Raw genomic sequence first — 3,534 nt, forward strand, 5'->3', positions numbered from 1 at the left:
GCCCCCGCCCTCGCCCCCGCCCCCGCATGCGGCGTCTACGGCGAGAGCCGCGACCGGGCAGCCGTCCGCCGGGGCGTCGTCGCGGTGCTCGACGGAGAGGTGGGCGTCGATCAGGGCCCGCTGAGCGGCATGCCGCCGCCCGTCCTACCGCTCGAGCCCGGCCGCCTGGCGCCGGGCGAACTCGGCGAAGGCGTGGGCGGTCGCCTCACGCCCGCCTTGCTTCTATTGCCCCTCGTCGGCGCTCAGGTCCAGCCGCTGGTGGACCAGGCGGGCGAAGTGGGCCAGGGTACGTCCGGTCGCCAGGTCGGCCGGTCCGAGGCGGATGTCGAACAAATCCCGGGCCTGCATCAGGAACTGCATCCCCAGCAGCGAGTCAAGTCCGAAGTCGGTGACGTTGACCGTGGGCTCGAGATCGGCCGGGTCGGTCTGCAGGACACCGGCGAGGAGCTGGGTGATCACGTCGGTGATCTTGCGCACCGCCTCGTCCGCCGGAAGGTCCGCCAGCGCGTTCAGAAGCTCGTTCCGGGCGTCCGGGGATGCCGCGGAGGACGCCGGAGCCAGCGGAGCGAACCGGGGGGTGGCGAGGGCAGGCAGCAGATGACGCGCGGTCCCCCAGCGGTAGCGGCCCGCTCCGGCGACGTCGGTGCCGGCGGCCAGGAGGTGGTCGGCGGTGGTCAGGACCTCGGTGGGGGTGAGCAGTTCGAGGCCGCGTCCGGCCATGGCGGCCTCCATGCCGCTGCGGGCGACGTAGCCGGTTTCGCCGATCGGCCCCCAGGCCAGTGCCGTACCCGTCCGGCCGGTGCCGCGCCGGGCCCGGGTGAGGGCCTCCAGGTAGGCGTTGGCCGCCGCGTAGGCGGACTGCCCCGGGTTTCCGATACTGGCGGAGACGGACGAGTACACGAGGAACAGGTCCAGGTCGCGGTCGGCGGTGAGGCGGTCCAGCAGGGCCGCGCCCGCCGCCTTGGGTGCCAGTACGGCGGCGAACCGGTCGTCGGTGAGGTCGGACAGCACCGCGTCGTCCATGTGCATCGCCGCGTGCACGATGCCCCGCAGGGCGTGCCCGGTGGCGTCCACGTCACCGAGGACCCGGCGCAGCGCCGCTTCCTCGGTGACGTCGGCGGCGTGTGCGGTGGCCCGCACACCGCGGTCGGTGAGTTCCCGGAGCAGGGTGTGCGCACCGGGGGCGTCGGGTCCGCTGCGGGAGATCAGGGCCAGGTGCCGGGCCCCGCGGTCGGCCAGCAGGTGGGCGGTGGCGGCGCCGAGCCCGCTCAGTCCACCGGTGATCAGGTAGGTGCCCTCGCCATCGAGGCGGAGGGAGCCGAGTGCGGGTTCGACGGGGACGGGTTCGTCCAGGGGGTCGAAGGTGACGACGACCTTGCCGGTGTGCCGGGAGTGCTGCAGGAGGTGGAATGCCTCGTCGACACGTGCGGCGGGGTAGGCCGAGTGGGGCAGGGGCCGGTAGGTGCGGGAGCCGATCGCCGCGTCGAAGTCCTCGACGAGCCGGGTTCGCAGGGCCGGGTCGTCCACGACGGTGTCGAGGTTGAAGCCGATGAAGGTGAGGCTGCGGTGGAAGGGGCGCAGCGTGATCGGGTTGTTGAGGAAGATGTCCCTCTTGCCGAGTTCGATGAAGCGGCCGTTGGGGCGCAGGAGGTCCAGGCCCTGGGCGATGGCCTCGCCGCTGAGGGAGTTCACCACGACGTCCACACCCTGGCCACCGGTCAGCTCCCGCACCCGGGGGACGAAGTCCAGGCTGCGGGAGTCGAGTACGTGCTCGACGCCGAGCGTGCGCAGCAGGTCGCGTTTGGTCTCCGTGCCGGCGGTGGCGATGACGCGGGCGCCCTGCCGGTGGGCGCACTGCAGGACGGCCAGGCCCACCGCCCCGGCTCCGCCGTGGACGAGCACGGTCTCCCCGGCACCGAGACGGGCCTGGTGGACCAGGGTCTGGTGGACGGTCAGGAAGGCGACGGGGAAGGTCGCCGCCTCCGTGAAGCTCATCTCGTCGGGAATTCGGACGATGGCGAAGGCGGGGGTCGTGGCGTGCGAGGCGAGTGCGGCGGGCACGAGGCCGCAGACCCGGTCGCCGGGCTTCAGGTCCTCCACCCCCGCTCCCACGGCGCGCACGACGCCGGCACCGTCGGTGCCCAGTCCGCGGCCGAGCGGACTGTTCTCCACCGCCTCGGGCGGCAGCAGGCCGTTGGCCCGCATGGGGTCGCGGTAGTTCAGGGCCACGGCCCGCATCTCCAGTGCCACCTCGCCGGGTCCCGGCTCGGGGGCGTCCGTCTGCCGCCAGACGAGCCGCCGGTGCAGGCCCGGGTCGCGGGCTTCCAGGATGAACGGCGTACCGGCGGGGACGCCCTGGGGCTCGTCCACCGGGTGCTGTACCTGCCGGGGCACGAACCGGCCCCGTGCGGTCAGGATGATCTCGTCCTCCAGAGCGCTCCGGTCGTCTTCGCCGGGTGCGAGGAGTTCGCCGGCCAGGCGGCGGGCGTCGGCGTCGGCGTCACCGGTGCGGTGGAGGGACAGGCGGCGCAGGCTCAGGTCCGGGCGTTCGTTGGCGAAGGTGCGGCAGGCCGCCCAGACGGCCGCGTCCACCGGGTGTGTCGGCTGCTCCGGGGCCGGGAAGAGGCCGGTCGGGCGGGTGACGAGCCATACCTGAGGGCTGGTTCCGCCCTTCAGGCCGTCGCAGGCGGTGGCCAGGGAGCGCAGAAGGGCCGCGCGGCGGGTGGTCCGGGTGACGGTCTCGTGCGGGCCGGGTGCGGCGAGCAGCAGGACGACGCGCGGATCGGGGTCCGTGGGCAGGGCCGCCTCCCAGGCGGCGGCCTCGTCGGGCGCGGTGATCACGGTGGCCTTCCCGAGGCGGGCGGCCAGAGCTCGCCCGGTCGCCGTCTCGGTGCCGTCCTCGACGGCGATCACCCAGGTGGTGCCCGGAACCGGCCGCGCCGTCTCGGTGGCGGCCACCGCCTGGCCGGGGTCCGCCGCGGCGAGGAGGACGGAGCGGTCCTCGGGCCCGGTCTGCACCACGCCGGAGAAGCCGCACCGGTGCAGCAGCGGTGCCCACCGGTCCCGGGCGAGGATGCGGGACACGGGACGCAGGGTGTGGTCCCCACGCTCCCAGAATTCGTTCAGCGTGCCGTACAGCAGGGCTTGGAGCGGGGCGTGGTGCGGTTCGGTCGCCAGCAGGTGTCCGCCGGGGGCCAGCACGCCGTGCAGCCGGCGCAGGGTCGCGGCCAGGTCGGTGGTGGTGTGCAGGGCGTCGCCCGCGAGAACGAGGTCGAATCCGCCTCGGGGCAGGTCCTGGTCGGCCGGATCGGCGTTCGGGTTCACAGTCCGGTAGTCGACGAAGTCGTGGGCCGAAGAGCGGTGTTCGGCGCGGGTGAGGGTGCTGCCGGTGGACGCGGTGCAGGTGTAGCGGGTCCGGTCGGCCGGCAGTACGGGCAGGACCGCGGCCGTCAGGGCGGTGGTGGTCGCGCCGAACTCCAGGACGCGCAGCGGACGGTCGGCGGGCCAGCGGGCGACGATGTCACCGAGCAGGGC

1 protein-coding gene and 1 pseudogene are annotated in these 3,534 nt (G+C 74.2%); both read right to left on the reverse strand.

Annotated features, from left to right (window positions below; all coding sequences use genetic code 11):
• Positions 1-207 (reverse strand): annotated as a pseudogene (locus tag EBH09_RS38330) (TetR/AcrR family transcriptional regulator); the annotation flags it as partial.
• A 15-nt stretch (positions 208-222) separates the two neighbouring features.
• The coding region (locus tag EBH09_RS00475) for an SDR family NAD(P)-dependent oxidoreductase (protein WP_121745107.1) at positions 223-3,534 on the reverse strand (3,312 nt) is incomplete at its 5' end.

It is taken from the genome of Streptomyces sp. E2N166 (assembly GCF_003671715.1).
Taxonomy (GTDB): Bacteria; Actinomycetota; Actinomycetes; order Streptomycetales; family Streptomycetaceae; genus Streptomyces; species Streptomyces thinghirensis.